The organism is Paenibacillus sp. GM1FR (assembly GCF_002803315.1).
Lineage (GTDB): Bacteria > Bacillota > Bacilli > Paenibacillales > Paenibacillaceae > Paenibacillus > Paenibacillus amylolyticus.
Genome location: NZ_MKZL01000067.1, coordinates 110,264 through 127,812, shown reverse-complemented (window position 1 = coordinate 127,812; position 17,549 = coordinate 110,264). Strand labels below are relative to the sequence as shown.

At 46.0% G+C, this 17,549-nt stretch carries 15 protein-coding genes and 1 other annotated feature; of the genes, 12 read left to right on the top strand and 3 right to left on the bottom strand.

Going from position 1 to position 17,549, the window contains the following annotated elements:
* Nucleotides 1-123 precede the first annotated feature (123 nt).
* Nucleotides 124-462 (top strand) — a binding site (T-box leader).
* 334 nt (nucleotides 463-796) lie between these two features.
* The gene (locus PAEAM_RS31055) at nucleotides 797-2,356 is read left to right on the top strand and encodes a 2-isopropylmalate synthase (protein WP_036668956.1); all 1,560 of its coding nucleotides are present in this window, start codon (nucleotides 797-799) and stop codon (nucleotides 2,354-2,356) included.
* Between the two features lie 652 nt (nucleotides 2,357-3,008).
* On the opposite strand, the gene PAEAM_RS31050 is transcribed toward PAEAM_RS31055, so the two are convergent.
* Nucleotides 3,009-4,967 (bottom strand): ABC-F family ATP-binding cassette domain-containing protein, encoded by a 1,959-nt coding sequence (locus PAEAM_RS31050; RefSeq protein WP_036611268.1) that lies wholly within the window; start codon nucleotides 4,965-4,967, stop codon nucleotides 3,009-3,011.
* A gap of 279 nt (nucleotides 4,968-5,246) precedes the next feature.
* On the opposite strand from PAEAM_RS31050, the gene PAEAM_RS31045 reads away from it, so the two are divergent.
* The 11 genes from PAEAM_RS31045 (at nucleotide 5,247) to PAEAM_RS30995 (ending at nucleotide 13,444) form a co-directional block, all read left to right on the top strand.
* Nucleotides 5,247-5,885: a 5-formyltetrahydrofolate cyclo-ligase gene (locus PAEAM_RS31045; RefSeq protein WP_100529981.1), complete on the top strand. Its 639-nt coding sequence runs from the start codon at nucleotides 5,247-5,249 to the stop codon at nucleotides 5,883-5,885.
* A 15-nt stretch (nucleotides 5,886-5,900) separates the two neighbouring features.
* On the top strand, nucleotides 5,901-6,404 hold the full coding sequence (gene moaC, locus PAEAM_RS31040) for a cyclic pyranopterin monophosphate synthase MoaC (RefSeq protein ID WP_279303110.1): 504 nt from the start codon (nucleotides 5,901-5,903) through the stop codon (nucleotides 6,402-6,404).
* A 37-nt stretch (nucleotides 6,405-6,441) separates the two neighbouring features.
* On the top strand, nucleotides 6,442-6,927 hold the full coding sequence (locus PAEAM_RS31035) for a MogA/MoaB family molybdenum cofactor biosynthesis protein (protein WP_017690080.1): 486 nt from the start codon (nucleotides 6,442-6,444) through the stop codon (nucleotides 6,925-6,927).
* 208 nt (nucleotides 6,928-7,135) lie between these two features.
* Nucleotides 7,136-7,384, top strand: a complete 249-nt coding sequence (gene tatA, locus PAEAM_RS31030; protein WP_036611264.1) for a twin-arginine translocase TatA/TatE family subunit — start codon at nucleotides 7,136-7,138, stop codon at nucleotides 7,382-7,384.
* Between the two features lie 78 nt (nucleotides 7,385-7,462).
* The gene (tatC, locus tag PAEAM_RS31025) at nucleotides 7,463-8,245 is read left to right on the top strand and encodes a twin-arginine translocase subunit TatC (RefSeq protein ID WP_017690078.1); all 783 of its coding nucleotides are present in this window, start codon (nucleotides 7,463-7,465) and stop codon (nucleotides 8,243-8,245) included.
* A 400-nt stretch (nucleotides 8,246-8,645) separates the two neighbouring features.
* Nucleotides 8,646-8,927, top strand: coding sequence for a co-chaperone GroES (gene groES, locus PAEAM_RS31020; RefSeq protein WP_017690077.1), 282 nt, complete (start codon nucleotides 8,646-8,648; stop codon nucleotides 8,925-8,927).
* Between the two features lie 73 nt (nucleotides 8,928-9,000).
* The gene (groL, locus tag PAEAM_RS31015; protein WP_017690076.1) at nucleotides 9,001-10,635 is read left to right on the top strand and encodes a chaperonin GroEL; all 1,635 of its coding nucleotides are present in this window, start codon (nucleotides 9,001-9,003) and stop codon (nucleotides 10,633-10,635) included.
* Between the two features lie 204 nt (nucleotides 10,636-10,839).
* Nucleotides 10,840-11,280, top strand: a complete 441-nt coding sequence (locus tag PAEAM_RS31010) for a hypothetical protein (protein ID WP_100529980.1) — start codon at nucleotides 10,840-10,842, stop codon at nucleotides 11,278-11,280.
* A 122-nt stretch (nucleotides 11,281-11,402) separates the two neighbouring features.
* A complete protein-coding gene (locus PAEAM_RS31005) occupies nucleotides 11,403-11,639 on the top strand; it encodes a hypothetical protein (protein WP_100529979.1) in 237 nt (78 codons plus the stop codon).
* A 217-nt stretch (nucleotides 11,640-11,856) separates the two neighbouring features.
* Nucleotides 11,857-12,909 carry a flavin-containing monooxygenase gene (locus tag PAEAM_RS31000; protein WP_100529978.1) on the top strand — a complete coding sequence of 351 codons (1,053 nt, stop codon included), beginning with the start codon at nucleotides 11,857-11,859 and terminating at the stop codon, nucleotides 12,907-12,909.
* Nucleotides 12,910-13,096: 187 nt separating this feature from the next.
* Nucleotides 13,097-13,444, top strand: coding sequence for a hypothetical protein (locus PAEAM_RS30995; RefSeq protein WP_100529977.1), 348 nt, complete (start codon nucleotides 13,097-13,099; stop codon nucleotides 13,442-13,444).
* Between the two features lie 117 nt (nucleotides 13,445-13,561).
* On the opposite strand, the gene PAEAM_RS30990 is transcribed toward PAEAM_RS30995, so the two are convergent.
* Nucleotides 13,562-14,305, bottom strand: a complete 744-nt coding sequence (locus tag PAEAM_RS30990) for a hypothetical protein (protein WP_100529976.1) — start codon at nucleotides 14,303-14,305, stop codon at nucleotides 13,562-13,564.
* A 94-nt stretch (nucleotides 14,306-14,399) separates the two neighbouring features.
* Nucleotides 14,400-17,519, bottom strand: a complete 3,120-nt coding sequence (gene lacZ / locus PAEAM_RS30985; RefSeq protein WP_100529975.1) for a beta-galactosidase, LacZ type — start codon at nucleotides 17,517-17,519, stop codon at nucleotides 14,400-14,402.
* Nucleotides 17,520-17,549: the final 30 nt, after the last annotated feature.

Sequence of the window (17,549 nt, the reverse complement as noted above, 5' to 3'; positions counted from 1 at the left end):
CAGGAAGGAAGTCAACAAGAGTGGTACCGCGAAGGTGAACAGCCTGTCGTCTCTTGCATTATTGCATGAGGTGGCAGGCTTTTTTGATTTTCAAAATAAGGATGAATGAAATTAGGTCATATTATAAATGTGATGAACGGGAGCAGTAGAACGAGAAAGCGCTCAGAGAGCTGCGGGGTGGTGCGACGCAGTGGCTGGAATCCTTCGAATCTCGCCCGGGAACGGAGTTGTGGAAGCGTGGGGACGATATCAATCGCCCAGTTGTCCTGATGGACAACAACATGTGTTACACAGCAACGGTTAACCCCCGTTATAGGGTGTTTCTCCGAATTCCAGTGGTGTCGTGCGTGCACGCACATCCAGCGGATTTCGGAGACGACGAGGTGGATGGAGTCCGGCGCAAGCCTGGCCCATCAAGCGAGAGTGGTACCGCGGAGGGGATAATAACCCGCCGTCTCTTATATGAGATGGCGGGTTATTTGTGTTTGCTGCCGGCAGCAGGGTGGGCAGGGGAAGAACCATATGGAGATTGAGAATCAGAAGGTCAGGGTGTAAGTCGACGTACACTCTGTCATGAAGGTAAGCAGGATATACAACGAACCAGTAATGAACATTGAACAACAAGTATAGGCACTAAACATTCAACAGGTATTAGTGATCACCCAGGACTAAGCTACAAACAACATACGCGTTTACAAACAAAACATATAACAACAGGGACGGCGATCCGCGGGTGTTCTGTGGCGCGTGGATCGTAACGAAAATATTTATAAAAATTTGATGGAGGTTGATGGATATGACAACAACTAATAACAAACGCATGATTGAAATTTTTGATACAACGCTGCGTGATGGAGAACAGGCACCGGGAGCAAGTCTGCAGCCCGAGCAAAAGATTGAACTGGCACACCAACTGGCTTCTCTGGGTATCGACGTCATTGAGCCTGGATTTCCGATCTCCAGTCCAGGTGAGTTCGCGGCGGTTCAGGCGATTTCGAGACAGTTGCAGAACGTGGAGATCTGTGGATTCGCGCGTGCGGTCAAAGGTGATATCGATGCAGCTGTTCAAGCAACAGCGGATGCAGCACGGCGCCGAATTCACCTGTTTATCTCTTCTTCGGATATTCATATTGAGCATCAACTGCGCCGTCCGCGCAGTGAAGTAGTGGCTACCGCTCGTGAGATGGTATCTTATGCACGTCAGTTCACGGACATTGTAGAGTTCACAGCCATGGACGCTGCTCGTACCAAGATGGACGATCTGATTGAAATGGTTGAAGTCGCCATTGAAGCTGGAGCGAGCATTATTAATCTGCCGGATACGGTCGGATATGCCCTGCCACATGAGTATGGTGAGATGTTCCGCCGGGTGCGTGAGGGTGCAAGAGGTGGCGATCAGGTTCGTTATAGTGCTCACTGTCACAATGATCTGGGCCTGGCCGTAGCCAATAGTTTGGCTGCGATTGCCAATGGAGCTACCCAGATTGAAGTGACCATCAATGGTATCGGAGAACGGACGGGGAACTGTGCACTGGAAGAGCTGATTATGGCGTTGGAGACTCGGGGAGACGCAATTGGTGCAACGACGAACATTAAGCTGAATCAGCTGTATGAGACTTCACGTCAGATTAGCCGTGCGATGCACTTCCCGATTGCGTACAACAAACCAGTGGTGGGACGTAATGCATTCCAGCATGAATCCGGCATCCATCAGGATGGTCTGCTGAAGAATCGGAGCACCTATGAGATTATGGACCCGGAAGCGCTGGGTATCCCACGCAGCATGATTATTTTGGGCAAACACTCCGGTCGTCACGCCCTGAAGGATCGGGTTCGCAAATACGGTTTTGAGCCGGATGAGCAACAGATGGAGCAATTGTATGAGGTGTTCAAAGAAACCGCAGACCAGCAAAAAGTGGTCAGTGACGACCAGTTATTACAGATGGTTAGCCAGACTATGAATATTCCTGCACAGGACTATGAACTGGTTGAATTGCAGGTGACAGCGGGCAGTATGACGGATCGAATGGCCGCCGTTCGCATTCGCACAAGCGCTGGAGAACAATCTTACTCCGCTGTTGGCGGTGGACCCGTGGATGCAACCATCCGTGCGATTGGTCAGAGCATTTCCGATGATATTGCATTTGTAGATATGGAGATGCATGCCTTGAGTGGTGGAGAGGGTGCAAGTGCAGAAGCTGTAGTTACCGTGGAGCGTGCAGGACGTGAGTTCCGGGGAACAGCAACACATAATGATATCGTCATGGCTGCCGGTTTGGCGTATGTAGCGGCTTGTAATGCTGCTGGGCTGAAGGCCGAGTCTTCCGAACATCATGAACAAGAAGCACATGCGTAAAACATCTATTGCCAGATCGCATCTACAGCGGCAATAGTAGCAATTGCAATTCGATATAAATATGCATGGCATATAGTAAATAAATGACGGGCAGGCCTTGAACGACAAAGGTCTGCTTTTGTCTTATTATGGAGGTATATTGAGGAGTGGAAGGATGCATTTGTCAAGGTGTGACTATAGTTATCCACATATCCAGTGTAATTTGTGGGTAACTATCCCAAAGCCAAACCAGCATAGTTTTCGAAACGAAAAGGGTTTAGGGGATAGAATGACTCCTTACTATCCACAAAGTTGTGGATAAAGTGGATAACTTGGTGGATAAATATGGTTTTTGTGTGAAAAAGGCTATTCTACCGCTGTATAATTAAGCTTATTAATGTGCTTGCTATCTTGCTTTCTTGTGGATAAGTGTGAGGGACAGGGGGATAAAAATATTTCTCTTCATTCGAGTAAATTTGACAAAAGTCAAAACAGCTCCCCTAACCTCCGTATGTTAGAGTTCAATCTCAAGGAACATAAAGAACATAAGGTGCATAGCTTCTATACGCATCCTCAACAAACAAAAAGCTGATCCCAATAAGGAATCAGCCGGTGGTATAACTATACTTGCATGGAGCCGATCAAGCCATGTTCTGAGTCTGTACTATTCGTACTATTCCATAGCTAGTTCTTCCCAGTCCTCGTATGCCTTGGTGAGTTCTGCTTTGTGTTCCTCCGATTGTTGCTGGAGTTCTTGCAGCTTCATATAATCCTGATAGATTTCAGGCAGAGCCATCTGTGCCTCAAGTTCGGTAATCTTTGTTTCCAACTCCGCAATCTGTTGTTCCAGAGCTTCCTGCTTGCGTTGTCGGTTGCGCTCTTCACGCTTCGCCTGTTTTTCCGCTTCGAATGAAGCCGCTCCGGATTTTTCGGTTGTGGCTGTGTTCAGATCGGATTTGGACGAGTTCTTGGACGAAGCCTGACGTGCCTCAGCAGCTTCACGTGCGATGTCCTCAAGCTCCTGTTTTTTCTCCACATAATCATCGTAATTACCGAGATATTGCTCTGTGCCGCCTGGATGAAGTTCAACAATGCGTTCAGCCATTTTGTTGAGGAAGTACCGGTCATGGGAGATGAACAGCAGGGTGCCTTCATAATCCATTAATGCCGCTTCCAGCACTTCTTTGGCAAACAGGTCGAGATGGTTCGTAGGCTCATCGAGAATGAGCATGTTGGCTTCCTTCAGCATCAGCTTGGAGAGAGACACACGTGCCTTCTCACCGCCGCTGAGGGAGGAGATTTTCTTGAGCACATCGTCACCGCTGAACAAAAAGTTCCCCAGTACGGTCCGAATGCGTGCTTCTTCCATCCCGGGATAGGCACTCCACAGTTCTTCCAGAACCGTGTTGGATGGATTGAGCCCAGTCTGTTCCTGATCGTAATAGCCGATCTGCACTTTTGTTCCCCATTGGATCTCTCCGGTTACCGGACGTAAACTTCCCGTAAGACACTTCAGCATGGTGGATTTACCAATACCGTTTGGTCCAATCAGAGCAACCGTTTCCCCGCGTCGCAGATCGAAGGATACGTTGCGGAACAATGGAGAAGCCTCGTCATAAGCGACAGACAGCTGATCCACTCGAAGCACTTCCTTGCCTGACATAACGGCGGTTTCGAAGGAAAAATGGGCTTTTTTCAGATCTCCCATCGGTTTATCAAGCCGCTCCATTTTGTCGAGAGCCTTGCGGCGACTTTGCGCCCGTTTGGTTGTCGAGGCACGTACAATGTTTTTCTGAACAAAATCTTCCATCTTGGAGATTTCACCCTGTTGTTTCTCATATTGTTTCATCTGAGTCTCATACTCGGCAGCTTTGAGCTCCATATAACGGCTGTAATTGCCCGTATATTTTTTGGAGCGATGACGTTCGATCTCAACGATGGTTGTTACGAGTCGATCAAGGAAGTACCGGTCATGGGATACCACGAGCAGTGCGCCTGAATAACCTCTCAGATAATCTTCCAACCAAGTAAGGGTGGCGATATCGAGATAGTTGGTAGGCTCGTCCAGCATGAGCAGATCGGGTGCCTGAAGCAAAATACGAGCTAGCGCAAGACGTGTCTTCTGCCCGCCACTCAGAGTAGCAATGGGGGTGTCTGGCGAAAATTCGCCGAATCCCATCCCGTGCAGTACGCTGCGAATGCGGGTTTCCATCTCATAACCGCCATGGTCCTTGAACCAGTCGGAGCGTTTCGCATAACGTTCCAGCAGGTCAGCATACTTTTTCTCGTCTTCCATCTGGGCAGGGTCGGCAATATCACGTTCCATCTGACGCAAATCAGCTTCAGCCTGTGTCAGGTGAGCGAAGACGTTCATCATTTCTTCCCAGATGTTACGGTCGGATTGCAGCCCGCTGTTCTGAGCGAGGTAACCGAGCGTCGTTTCTTTGGACTTGAAAATCTGTCCTCCGTCATAGGACATTTCACCGGCTACAATTTTGAGCAAAGTGGATTTCCCTGCACCGTTTACACCAACGAGGCCGATGCGCTCGCGTTCTAATATTTGTAAGTTCACGCCGTCCAGGATTGGATCGACACCAAAACGTTTGATAATTCCGGATACTTGCAGCAGCATAAAATTAAGTTCCTCCATAGGTCCAGTTCTTGATATGACAACTATATCCCAGTTTACATGAAATACAGAGCAATTGCACCGATTGGGAACGCATGGGGCATGTAGTCTTTTTGATCAATCAATGATAAACTGAAAGAAGGCATGTTATTACATGAGGATTTTGCAGAAAATGAATCATTTTAACCATTTCAACAAGATGACAACTGGTCATAACATATAAATTGTTTTTAATGAGAGCTTTTTTCTACCTTCCCTATCAACAGGAGGTTATTCAAGGATATGCAGGATCATGCGGAACTGAAAAGTCAGCTTCGATCCAGACTGAGACAGAGCCGTGATCTGATGGATGCAAGCATGCATCAGCAGGCGATGACTAAGATTAACGCTGGAGTGAAGCGGGAGATGGAGCGCCTTAGACAGGCCAAGAGTAAGGTCGTGAACAGACCACTCGTTATATTCAGTTATTTGTCCTATGGAAGCGAAGCATCCACAGCTTTTTGGTTTCAAGAGGGCTGGAATCATGGAGATGTGATGTTTGCACCAAAAGTGTTGGCGAATCCACCTCGAATGGAGCTACGGCGGGTGACCGGAGAACAAGATCTGGAGCCAGGCATATGGGGGATACCGGAACCCAAGGATTCCTGTGAAGTTCTTTCACCTGAAGATTGGCCGGATATCGATCTCGTTCTGGTACCTGGGCTTGGTTATGATCTACATGGCGGGCGCATTGGTTATGGTGGCGGTTATTATGATCGTTTTGCCGAGACGCTTGCAGCAACATGTGCGATGACGAGCAAGAAACCATTGATGGCTGCGATGGTTTTGCCGGGTCAGCTACAGGAGGAGATCCCGATGGACCTGCTCGATCTGCGGATTGATCTGTTGATAACAACCGAAGGTATATTACATATCGAATAAAGGGTTGTGATGTGATTGAGTTCAGAAGTGAACGACGGCCAGGTTTCCGGTGGTAAATTGACCCATTTTAATGAACAGGGGCGGGCCCGGATGGTTGATATTTCAGGTAAGGAAATTACCGTACGTACGGCTGTGGCCGTAACCAAAGTGACGATGAATCCAGATACACTGGAAGCGATTCGGGAGGGCCGAATCGGCAAAGGTGATGTTCTGGCTGTAGCTCAGATTGCCGGGATTCAAGGCGCGAAGAAAACGTCGGACTGGATTCCGATGTGCCATCCGCTGGCACTGACGGGTGTGGATATTCGTTTTCATGATAACGGAGTGGATGAATTACACATTGAAGTTACTGTCAAAACCGAAGGCAAAACGGGTGTTGAGATGGAGGCACTCACGGCGGCTTCGGCTGCGGCACTGACGGTCTATGACATGTGCAAGGCGATGCAAAAAGATATGATTATCGGTCCAACCATGCTGAATTCCAAGAGTGGTGGCAAAAACGGTGATTACAGCCGATAGGCAATATTTATTTTCATAGAGGAGAAGGGTGATCTTTATGGTGTGGAGAACAGCAATCCTGACAGCCAGTGACAAAGGAGCCCGCGGGGAACGTGAGGATACGAGTGCACAAGTCATTCGGGAGCTGGTGGAAGAAGAGCTGGGTGGTCAAATCGTGGAGTACCGTATCGTTCCGGATGAACCCGATGAGATTATTGCGGCTTTGATTGAGATGACGGATTATTTTCACGCCGATCTGGTGCTGACTACCGGTGGCACGGAGCTGGCCATTCGTGATATTACTCCGGAAGCGACCCGGCGCGTAATTGAGCGGGAAGTTCCCGGGATGGCAGAGGCCATGCGGTACAGTGTAATGAGCAAAAACCGTTCTGCAATGCTGTTCCGCGGGGTATGTGGCATTCGTGGACGCACGCTGATTGTGAATCTGCCAGGTACACCAAAGGGTGTGCATGAACATCTGGCTGCCATTATGGATCAGCTTCCGGAAGCGCTGCTGATGGTTACGGGTCAGTTCAAGCAATAATTGAGCACGGACTTTGGGGCAAGATATCCGATTAGCCATGACCGTTGTTAGACTGTTCTAGTGACATCTCTTATTTGTGAATTTTGCGGGTTATGTAAGTGGTTACATCTATGGTATGATGGGCTTAAATTAAGAACGCAGCAGAGACATCTATGAACATCTGGCCGAGTATGCGCATCTTCGAAGCTTGAGACGAGGAGGAATATCAATGTTAAGTTCCATTGGACCTACGGGTTTTATTTTGCTGGCCGTGATTGCATTGTTGTTGTTTGGACCCAACAAACTTCCGGAACTGGGACGTGCAGTTGGGCGTACCTTCCGTGAATTCAAAGAGGGCGCTCGCGAGATTATCTCTGAGGATGACTCGTCCAATCGCAAAGAGCAGGAGAAGGCGAAACCGCTGGCGGCTGAGAGCACACCTGCAGACAAGCCTGCTGATAAACGCCTGCCGGAATAATCTTGACGGCAATGAAAGAGAAATCCCTTCCTGCCGGAAGGGTTTTGTATTTTAAGCTGGCAATAATGGGGGGCAGGCATGACGCAGCAAATGGAAGAAATGTCGATTACGGAACATCTGAGCGAGCTGCGGAAGCGGCTGATCTACGTATTAAGTATTTTTGTGCTGGGACTGATTGCAGGATTTTTTGTGGCGGACCCGGTATACCAATATCTGACCAAGGCAGAGTCGGCAAAAGGTTTTGTATTACATGCCTTCTCGTTCTGGGACGGGATTGGCATCTATATGAAGATTGCAGGGTTGTTCTCACTTATTATTACACTGCCGTTTACGGTGTATCAGATCTGGAAGTTTGTTAGTCCAGGGCTAAAGCCGCGCGAGCGAAAAGCAACGCTGAAGTATGTGCCCTATGTGTTTCTTTTATTTCTGACAGGTATGGCTTTCTCGTATTATGTTATTTTTCCCATGGCACTCGCCTTCACAACAGCGATTACGGAGAAGATGGGGCTTGTGGAGACCTACGGGATGAAACAGTATTTCAGCTTCCTGTTTGGCATTGTGCTACCTGTGTCCCTGTTATTTGAACTTCCTTTACTTATTATGTTTCTGACAGGACTGCGGATTCTGAATCCAATTCGTCTTCGCAAGATGCGCAGAGTCTCTTATTTTGTTCTGATCTTCATTGCAGTGGTCATCACACCTCCAGACTTTATTTCCGATCTGCTGGTGATGATTCCTTTGCTCCTGTTATATGAGATCAGTGTGTTATTATCCGCAATCGTATATCGCAAGCAGCTTGCAGCCGATGAAGAGATCGAATCCCGCTACGTTCGTGCCGAGGATAAGAAACATGCGGGCTGAATGAGTATAAGCTGTAATGTGCCCGGAAAAGACGGTATGTTCTTATCCGGGCTATTTCTGTAGACTGCCGACCATCACGACAGGACAAGCAGGCATATTATGTTCAACAATGGATACAATGGGGAAGGGAGTGTCTGTTAACGTTGCAGAAGGGTTAAACAATTTCGTAGAATAAGATTAGTGAATTGCAACATAGAACCAGGCACAGCGGGTGTAATTTGGCTATGTTTGTGTAAATTCAACGTAAATTCTCGCAGGAATTCGTCAAAAGGACTTGAAATCATGCTTCAAGTTGAGTATCATAAAGTTGGTTGTTAGCACTGAACACTGTCGAGTGCTAATACATATGGCTACAACCTACAATGTAACGTTATATAATTTCAAAAGGAGGCTATTTTTCATGATCAGACCTTTAGGTGAACGCGTATTGGTAGAACCACTGGAGCAAGAACAAACAACTTCTTTCGGGATTGTACTCCCGGACTCCGCCAAAGAAAAACCGCAAGAGGGTAGAATCATTGCAGTTGGTGCTGGAGTATTGAAAGACGGCGTACGTGTAGCTCTGGAAGTGAAAGAAGGAGATCGCGTTATTTTCTCCAAATATGCCGGTACAGAAATCAAATTCGAAGGTAAAGAATATTTGATTATGAAAGAGAGCGATATTCACGCGATTCTCGACTAATTCAAATTTAATCGGATAACCGAACCATATAGCACTACCATTTTCCAACAAAAACTAGGGAGGTTTTCTTAACATGGCTAAAGACATTAAATTCAGTGAAGACGCTCGTCGCTCCATGCTTCGTGGTGTGGACGCATTGGCTAATGCAGTAAAAGTAACACTCGGTCCTAAAGGCCGTAACGTGGTTCTGGAGAAAAAATTCGGAAGCCCACTCATCACTAACGATGGTGTAACCATTGCTAAAGAAATCGAACTGGAAGATGCATTCGAGAACATGGGTGCACAACTGGTTAAAGAAGTAGCAACGAAAACCAACGATGTTGCCGGTGACGGTACTACAACAGCAACTGTATTGGCGCAAGCGCTGATCACAGAAGGTCTGAAAAACGTAACTGCAGGCGCTAGCCCAATCGGTATCCGTAAAGGGATCGACAAAGCGGTTAAAGCTGCGGTTGCTGAATTGCAATCCATCTCCAAACCAATCGATTCCAAACAATCCATTGCACAAGTTGCAGCAATCTCTGCAGCTGACGAAGAAGTAGGCGAACTGATCGCTGAAGCTATGGAAAAAGTAGGTAAAGATGGCGTAATCACAGTAGAAGAATCCAAAGGATTCGCTACAGAGCTTGAAGTGGTTGAAGGTATGCAATTCGACCGTGGATACATCTCTCCTTACATGATCACTGATACGGACAAAATGGAAGCTGTTTTGGACAATCCGTACATCTTGATCACAGACAAAAAAATCTCCAGCACGCAAGATATCTTGCCATTGCTTGAGAAAATCGTTCAACAAGGCAAACCGCTGGTATTGATCGCTGAAGATATCGAAGGCGAAGCACTGGCTATGCTGGTTGTGAACAAATTGCGTGGTACATTCAATGCTGTAGCTGTTAAAGCTCCAGGATTCGGTGACCGTCGTAAAGCAATGCTGCAAGACATCGCTGCCCTCACTGGTGGCCAATTGATCACGGAAGAACTGGGTCTGGACCTGAAATCCGCTGTTGTGGAACAACTGGGTACAGCTCGTCAAATCCGCGTAACAAAAGAAAACACAATCATCGTTGACGGTGCTGGTAACAAATCCGATATCGATGCACGTGTTAGCCAAATCCGTACACAATTGGAAGAAACAACTTCCGAGTTCGACAAAGAGAAACTGCAAGAGCGTCTGGCTAAATTGTCCGGCGGTGTAGCAGTAATCAAAGTTGGTGCGGCTACTGAAACAGAATTGAAAGAACGCAAACTTCGCATCGAAGATGCCCTGAACGCAACTCGCGCTGCGGTTGAAGAAGGTATCGTATCCGGTGGTGGTACAGCGCTCATGAACGTATATAGCGCGGTTGCAGCTGTAGCTCTGTCCGGTGACGAGCAAACAGGCGTAAACATCGTCCTGCGCGCTCTGGAAGCACCAATCCGCACAATCGCAGCTAACGCTGGCGAAGAAGGTTCCGTAATCGTGGAACGTCTGAAAAAAGAACAAACTGGCGTAGGCTTCAACGCTGCAACTGGCGAGTGGGTTAACATGATCGAAGCTGGTATCGTTGACCCTGCGAAAGTAACTCGTTATGCATTGCAAAACGCGGCTTCCGTAGCAGCAATGTTCCTGACTACTGAAGCAGTTATCGCTGACAAACCAGAACCAGCAGGTGCTGGTGGCGGAATGCCTGACATGGGCGGTATGGGTGGAATGGGCGGCATGATGTAATAAAGGTGTACAAACCTTTAAAGCATCACGTGCCTGGCAGAGTGAATTCTCGTTACGATGTGATAAGAATTTGTGAAGCAGTCACTGTTACAAATTATAAATGAATCAAAAACCACTTCTTAGAAATTATTAAGGAGTGGTTTTTGTGTTGTTGAGTATTTGTATAATCAAAGTTAGTATCAAGAGATATGGAGGGCATATATCATGAAACATATTAGAAAAATGATATTAGCAGTTTTGGTTTCTATTGCTGTTATTATCTTAATTTATAATTTCACTTCTAATTCAGAACGAAAATTTGTAAAAGTAAATGAAGCTAGTGATACTCCATTAACTACATTCACAGTAATTAATAATGAGGATTTCGCAGGCACTACAAATACGCATCAGTTTGATATTCCAACAGGGTTTAGTTATGTGAAAGTGAGTTTTAAAAACACGGGTTCGAAACATTTCACGTTCACGATCAATGAAGGATCTACTAGTGGAACCGCGATAACGTCTGGCAGTGTTCCAGCAGATGGAAAAGAGCATACATATTATAGTGACAAAGCATTGTCGACGGGTTCGTATTATGTAAGTACCTCTTCTGCGCAAGGGATGTCGGGCATATTGGATGTTTCTCTTGGAACTGATGTTAATTAAAGATTCGGTAATTCGCTCTAAATGTAGATTTGAAGCCCTGAGAGTGAAACCTTGTTTCTATGATTACGTATGTACTGTGATACATAGAGAGCTTATCAGTAACGACTTGAGGAGGAAATGATTTGAGAAAGGGTACGAAGTGGACATTATGGATTCTAGGCTTGATGCTCGCTGCAATATTTATTAACTTTTTTATGAATTTATATAGCTTTGCTTATGCACTGATTACTGTGCTTATACTTGCCTTTATGGGGTGGGGTTTCTTAGCGAAATTAAAGAACGACGTTCGTCAGCATGAAGATTACCATAGAAGAGAGCATCAGTATGCGAACGATGACATCGATAGATACACCAGGTAGAATTCAACCAACCTATCATACTTAGCACGTAGCATACATGAGAAGCTATAAGAAACTTGCATTGAAATGATTAAAAGGCTCCCGTGAGGGAGTCTTTTTAATGGCTGATCTTGTAAAAGGAAGTAGTGATGTTTTTCTATTGCTAAACAGATAGTTGTTAAGTAAAATAAACATATGAACAAGTGCTCATATATTAATACATAAAACGATATTGGGGATGATACATATGTACGATGTATTGGTTATCGGAGCTGGGCAAGCAGGTTTGGCAGCAGGTTACTATCTTCAGAGGTCGGAGTTAACCTTTTTAATCGTTGACGCTGCTTCAACTGTCGGGGAATCTTGGCGTAAACGGTACGATTCCTTGCGTCTTTTCACCCCACGAATGTATGATGGCTTACCGGGAATGCCGCTTAGTGGAAATGAAAACAGTCTGCCGAGCAAAGATGAAATTGCAGATTATTTTGAAAGTTACGCCGAGCAAATGCATCTTCCTATAAAGTTAAACTGTGTAATCTCCCGTCTCTCAAAGCAAGATGAGGTGTACTATGCTGAAACCAATGATGGAATGATTGAAGCACGCAATATTATCGTTGCGACGGGACCTTTCCAGACCAAAAATGTTCCTCATTTTGCGAAAGCATTATCCGAGCATGTGATTCAGCTTCACTCATCAGAGTATAAAAATATCTCTCAATTGCTTCCTGGAACAACAGTAGTTGTAGGCGGAGGCAATTCAGGTGCCCAAATCGCCGTAGAGTTGACATCAGATGAACAACAAACCGTATACATATCCATAGCTCGAGATATTACCTTTAAGCCTTTGCATATTATGAGACGAAGTATATTCTGGTATTTTGAAAAGCTCGGAATATTACGTGCAAGTGCAGATCGTATGGTTGGAAAATGGTTGAGAAATCAGCCTGAGTACGTATATGGCTATGAGTTAAAAGAATTGATGACCCAGGGAAAAGTTAACCTGCGCCCACGTGCCATTAATGCAATAGATGACCGCATCCTATATGAGGATGGTAGTGAGACAACAGTAGACAATATTATTTGGGCGACTGGGTTTAAGCGAAATGATAGTTGGATCGATATCAATACTGCTTTTGATGCCCAAGGTGTAATTATACACGAGAGAGGCGTATCACCGGTTGCTGGACTGTACTTTGTAGGGCTACCTTGGCAAACCTCACGGGGTTCAGCACTGTTGGGATGGGTTAAATACGATGCTCAGAAAATCGTTAATCATATCATTCAAAGGTAAGACACATTAAACTATATAAAGAAAAGGAATCAAAAAATTCTGGGGATAACAGCGATTGGAAGGTTATTCTGTCATCGTAGTGTCTGTGTAAATAACTTTAGTTCAACTTATATAGATTAGATATCAGGAATGATTAGCGAATATCATAACTCACATTTTTGGGTATATTCCTAAAAGGAGGGATATTATGAAATTATTTAAACTGCCAATGATTCTTTGTGTTATAGTGCTTGTATCTATTGTCTCAGCTTGTGGTGCGGATGATAGACTACACGGAAAGAGCGATAACTGGGATGTTTCTCTACAGAGATCAACAGGGAGCTATAGTATTACTTATATAGGTGATGAAAAGCGTATAAAGGATTTTGTGTTTGACCTTACCGGCAATAATATAGACCAGCAGGGGAAAGCGCTTGAGGAACAAGGGGTACCGTTCAGTATGTCGGGAACGGTTACTGAGGCGGAGAAAACGAAAGACCCGATTACCTTTAAAATGAGTTGGAACAATCAGAGCGAGATTGTAACTTTTGAGTAACTCTCGCATGCGGGAGGTGTTCATCATTGGTTTGGTGGCAATTACTGAATCATTCATTAGTACATATCACACGTTAGGCCGCTCTTTCATGGAGCGGCCTTTTTGCACAATCGCATCTTATTTCGCAACAGTTATTTCAAAAGTAGAGTGCTCAGAATCCTGAACGCTGAAGCGATATTCTAATCCGTTGCGAATAGTCGCTCCATCAAAATCAGACTGATTCACATCACGATCCAATAGACTGATATCCTGGATGACATCTTGTGCATCGTTATACGTGTACTCACTATTGGTTGTGAGAATGAGTGTGGCGATAGCAGTCAAAAAAATTCCACCTGTTGGTTTACGCGTATCACCAGTTCCGTACAACCTGACTTCCTGTATGCTCTCATCTGCATTCACTGCACCAACCAAGCGTAATTCGTCATTGAATACATACTCGAAAGTGCCAGTGCCCTGCTCAGAAGACTCTTTCATAATCAAGCGGGTAATACTCAAACCATTCAGTCGGTATTTGCCTACGGCGCCATTAAACTTGTTTTTAAATTCCTCGGTAGTCATGTGGAGGCCAGAAAGTTTAATCTGGGATGAAGGGGTCTGATCTATTTCAGACTGAGTAGAGTTCGAAGATAAATTCAGCATCCCATACAAACCTATTGAAGCAATCGCAAAACAGGCTGTCGTTAGAAAAATATATCTGATCGGCAACCTATTGCCTTTGCGAATAGACAAGATCATCCCAACAACAAATCCCAAGAAAGCGATCAAGCCAAAAATGAAGAGAGTGGTAAACAGATATTGCAAATTCTCACCTCGTAATAGAGTAATAGCTGGTACAAATCTTTCTTGCACCTCATTCATTATAATGTTCCCATGACAAAGTTCAAACTCCCACTATTCACTGCCCCAACAAAAAAAGCACTGCCGGCATGCTGCCAGCAGTGCTTGCTTGATGTTATACAGGTCTTACCGTAAAGGTGAAGTGATACGCGCGGTTGGCTGGCAAGGTGTATTCGACATGGGTACGTGCGCTCCAGCTGTCATCTCCGCCAACACCCATTTGTTTGTAATTGATGCGGGCGACAGTCTGTGTGCTCTGAGGTAATTTGTACACATGGTCGTTTGCTTCCAGTTCTTCCGGTGTCCACGGCAACGCATTAATTTCAAAGGGTATAGTGGCTTCAACATGAAGGCCAAGCTGACCATCCGCTGACGTAATTTCTGCAAAGCGTACATCCGTTTTGTTACCACACTCTTGTGGCTTCAGATATGGAACAAATTGATCTCGAACCGCACCTGTGTAATAACCGAGACGTGCACTGGTCAGACGGTCTGCATAATTATCATGCGGGCCTCTGCCGTACCAAGAGATTGTATCCAAGCGGTTATTCAGTTGTAACAGCATACCGAATTCCGGTAGATCAGGTAAGCCTATGCCTGGAATAAGGGTTTGACTGATTTCCAATACACCATCCGCATCAATTCGGTATGTGATGGACAGCGTACATCCCGGATGTTGATCCCACGTATAATCGGTCGTTACAAGAAAACCTTGTTCGTCTGCATGGTGCTCAAAGCGAATTAATCTGCTGGTAGCGTGAGCATCTCTCCAGAAGGCAGAACGCTCATTCAGGTGGTTCCCCATATCATTGTCTGTCATGGCTCTCCAGAAATTCGGCCGGACAGGTGCGAGCAATTGCTCCTGATTGTTAATCTGATAGGATGTTAACGCGCCAGTGGCTGGATTGAAGCTCAACGTGACTTGGCCTGTAGTCACTTTCAATTCATCTTGCAGATCCTGTACCTGCGGCGCATTGTCTTGTCCTTGACGTATCGGTTGGATTGGACGCAATCTCGGAGATACCACGAACTGATCCCAGGCAATCTCATGACCTACTCCTGCCCATTTGGTTGCCACTTTGGTAACCAGAGATACAGTCAGCACCGCTTCCTGGAACAGATCGGAAGATGGCGTATAAGGGATTCGGACTTCAACCGATTCGCCAGGAGGTACCGCGATATCCAACGTACCGTTCTCTACAGATTTGCCATCGTGAGTTACTGTCCATACGAGCGAATATTCGCTCAGATCCGTGAACAGGAACTGGTTTTTGATGCGCAGCAGGCCGTCTTTGACATCAACGGTTTCCATACGAACGTTCTGATAACATTTCTTCACTTCTTCCAGCTTCGGTGTAACCGTCTTATCCGCCAGAATCAATCCGTTCCCGCAGAAATTGCCATCATGAGGAGATTCACCGAAATCGCCACCATAAGCAAAATATTCTACACCGTCTGCCGTAGTGGTACGAATGGACTGATCAACCCAGTCCCAGATGAATGCACCCTGCAACACATCATATTTATCGAACAACTCCCAATACAGATGCAGACCTCCACAAGAATTACCCATGGCATGGCTGTATTCGCAGATAATATAAGGTTTCTTCGGACCTTTCATGCGCGCGTATTGCTCCACATCTTGTGGACTGATATACATTGTCGATTCAATATCACTTGCCGAATCAGAAGGGCGATAATGGAAGGTACCTTCATAATGAACGAGACGAGTTGGATCGACTTGTTTCAGATAATCGTACATGGCAATGAAGTTATCGCCGCCGAAGGATTCATTGCCAAGGGACCAGATGATGACGGACGCATGGTTTTTATCCCGCTGGAACATCGAGTTACAGCGATCTATTACGTTATTACGCCATTCCGGCTTGCTCGCGGGAATATTGTTCTCGTTCATTTCCTTTTGCCCATATTCCCAGGTACCGTGAGTTTCTAGATTCGTTTCGTCAATGACATAAAGGCCATATTCATCACACAGTTCGTACCAGAGAGACTGATTTGGATAATGGGATGTACGCACCGCGTTAACGTTATAGGACTTCATCAACTCGATGTCACGAATCATGTCTTCCCGTCCAATCGCTCGACCCTTATCCGGGGAAAATTCATGACGATTGACGCCTTTGAATACAATGCGTTTGCCATTGATTTGCATCAGGCCGTCCTTCAGTTCAAACTTACGAAATCCGATCCGGCTACGGACTGCTTCCAGTGTTTCGCCTGATTCGTCCTGAATGGACAGCACAAGTGTATACAGGTTAGGGGACTCAGCGCTCCATAGTAGCGGCTTCATAACCTCTGCTGACAACTGGAATGAAAGTTCATCCTCGCCCTGGAAAGTAACGGCCGCAGTAAGTGGCTGCTTCAGTACAGCCTGCTGTTGTGCATCATAGAGCTGCGCCAGAACGGACAATCCGGTATGGGTCTGCGCTTCATTATGATTAAATAACTTCAGGTCCAGCAGTAGCTCGGCATCCTGATATGCGTCATCCAGTTCAGTACGAACAAAGAAATCGGCGATCTGAACCGGTGAAGGTGAATGCAAATATACACCACGGAAGATGCCGCTTAACCGCCAGAAATCCTGATTCTCCAGCCAGCTTGCATCACACCAGCGATATACCTCCACAGCGAGCTTGTTCTCACCTTCCGTTAGATACGAAGTGATATCGAATTCTGCGGGTGTGAACGTGTCTTCGCTATAACCGACCAGCTCCCCGTTCACCCATACATAAAAGGCAGATTCAACGCCCTCAAAGTGCAGCAGGACAGGCCGACCTTTCCAGTCAGCAGGAACAGTAAACGTGCGGATGTACGAACCCACCGGATTATAAGTTGTTGGTGCAAATGGTGGCTTCAATTCAGGCTCACGCTCGACCCACGGATACGTCATATTTGTATAGTGGGGATAATCGTACCCTTGTAGCTGCCAGTTGGAAGGAACGGCGATCTCGTCCCAGTCACTGGCATCATAGTTGTTCTCATAAAAGGATGTAATCCGTTGCTCTGGTGTCTCCGCAAAGGCAAACTTCCACGGACCATTCAGTGATTCGTACCATGGCGATGCGCTGGAATCATTGGACAATGCTTCTGTTATAGATGGAAACGCTACCATAGAAGCATGTGCGGGTAGACGGTTTACTTGAAAAGTCTCGGGATTATTGTTCCATTCCGGGTATCCATTTGCCGGAGGGGTGTGTACCAGTTTCTTTCGCATAACAGCAACTCCTTCTGAAATGTTATAATA